The sequence below is a fragment of the Bacillus sp. SG-1 genome, from assembly GCF_000181495.1.
GTDB lineage: Bacteria > Bacillota > Bacilli > Bacillales > Bacillaceae_B > Rossellomorea.
This window is the reverse complement of record NZ_ABCF01000157.1, coordinates 1-1,687: the sequence shown is the minus strand read 5'-3', so window position 1 is coordinate 1,687 and position 1,687 is coordinate 1. Positions and strand designations below refer to the sequence as shown.

Annotated in this window: 4 protein-coding genes; all 4 read left to right on the top strand. The window is 34.6% G+C overall.

The window, feature by feature from the left end:
- Nucleotides 1-96: 96 nt before the first annotated feature.
- Nucleotides 97-360: a metal-sensitive transcriptional regulator gene (locus BSG1_RS19360; RefSeq protein WP_006838939.1), complete on the top strand. Its 264-nt coding sequence runs from the start codon at nt 97-99 to the stop codon at nt 358-360.
- 194 nt (nt 361-554) lie between these two features.
- Complete coding sequence (locus tag BSG1_RS19355; RefSeq protein WP_006838938.1) at nt 555-1,034, top strand: DsrE/DsrF/DrsH-like family protein; 480 nt, start codon at nt 555-557, stop codon at nt 1,032-1,034.
- A gap of 43 nt (nt 1,035-1,077) precedes the next feature.
- A complete protein-coding gene (locus BSG1_RS19350; protein ID WP_006838937.1) occupies nt 1,078-1,440 on the top strand; it encodes a rhodanese-like domain-containing protein in 363 nt (120 codons plus the stop codon).
- A 13-nt stretch (nt 1,441-1,453) separates the two neighbouring features.
- On the top strand, nt 1,454-1,687 hold a 234-nt coding region (locus tag BSG1_RS19345; RefSeq protein ID WP_044023214.1), incomplete at its 3' end, for a rhodanese-like domain-containing protein.

The window sequence follows — 1,687 nt, the reverse complement described above, 5'->3', positions numbered from 1 at the left end:
ACCTTTACTCAAAATAGTAACTGATCTATTACACCAGTTGGATTATATATTTACCTGTCACTTTCGAATCAACATGGATTTAAAGGAGGTAATTAGGTGGAATACAATGATCAAATGAAAAACAGAGTAAAGCGCATTGAAGGTCAGCTTAGGGGAATTTTAAAAATGATGGAAGAAAACAAAGATTGTAAAGATGTTAATACGCAACTGTCTGCAGCAAGAACAGCCATTGACAGGACGATTGGCGTTGTTGTGAGTTCTAATTTAGTTGAATGTGTACGTGAAGCAGAAGAAAGCGGAAAAACAAATACAGAAGAACTAGTAAAAGAGGCAGTAAACTTACTGGTAAAAAGCCGATAAGATAATAGGGTTGACATCCACTTTAATTTTTATTATTATAATACCCAGAGGGGTATAAAACGTAAGAATAGAGATACTCTGAATATAGAAAATGAGTTAGATTCAAAAATGAAATAAAATTAGATTAAAAAGGATAAATTTTTTTACCAACATTAATACCCTATTGGGTATATATTCAAAGGGAGGAAAACGCCATGACAGAAAAGAAAAAAACTACAATTGTCTTATTTAGTGGTGATTATGATAAAGCAATGGCGGCTTATATCATTGCGAATGGTGCAGCAGCTTATGATCATGAAGTAACAATTTTTCATACATTCTGGGGATTAAATGCTCTTAGAAAAGATGAGAATATCGAAGTGAATAAAGGATTCATGGAAAAAATGTTTGGAAAAATGATGCCAAGAGGTGCAGATAAAATGGGTCTTTCAAAATTGCACTTTGCCGGTTTTGGTCCCAAGATGATCAAAGATGTAATGAAAAAGCATAATGCAATGCCATTGCCGGATCTAATTGACATGGCAAAAGAACAAGATGTGAAATTGGTTGCTTGTACGATGACAATGGATCTATTAGGCCTTCAAAAAGAAGAACTTTTAGAAAATATCGAGTATGCGGGTGTAGCGGCATATTTAGCAGATGCTGAAGATGGTAATGTGAACTTATTCATTTAGACCATAGGGGATATTTCCCCTACATACAAAGGGAGGACTAATTGTGGAATATCTAAATTATATAGTAATCGGACTGGTTTTGTTTTTTATCATTAAACGAGTTTTTCCTGCAAAAGGTGTTAGACAGATTTCAACAATGGAACTAAGGAATGAATTGAAAGATAAGAATAAACAATTTATTGATGTCCGTACTCCTGTGGAATTCAAGGGAAATAACATAAGAGGATTTAAAAACCTCCCTCTTCAACAACTTATGAAAAAAGCGGAGAAGGAACTTTCTAAAGACAAGGAAGTAGTCGTTATCTGCCAAAGTGGAATGAGAAGTCAAAACGCCAGTAAAATGTTGAAAAAATCAGGATTCACTAAAGTGACAAATGTAAAAGGCGGTATGAGTGCCTGGAGATAAAGGAGGAGAAAAAATGAAACAATTAACTGCTAAAGAAGTGGAAACATTAGTAGAAGAAGGTAAATCACTAAATTTAATCGATGTTCGAGAAGTAGAAGAAGTAGAGGCTGGTAAAATTCCAGGAGCAATTCACATTCCTCTTGGTTTATTAGAATTTCGTATGAATGAACTGGATAAGTCTAGAGAGTATATCATGGTTTGCCGTTCTGGCGGAAGAAGCGGGCAAGCTTCTCAATTTCTTGAAAGC

Excerpts from the sequence above, each read along its gene's own strand:
- BSG1_RS19355 (WP_006838938.1), top strand. The coding sequence starts at position 555 with ATGACAGAAAAGAAAAAAACTACAATTGTCTTATTTAGTGGTGATTAT.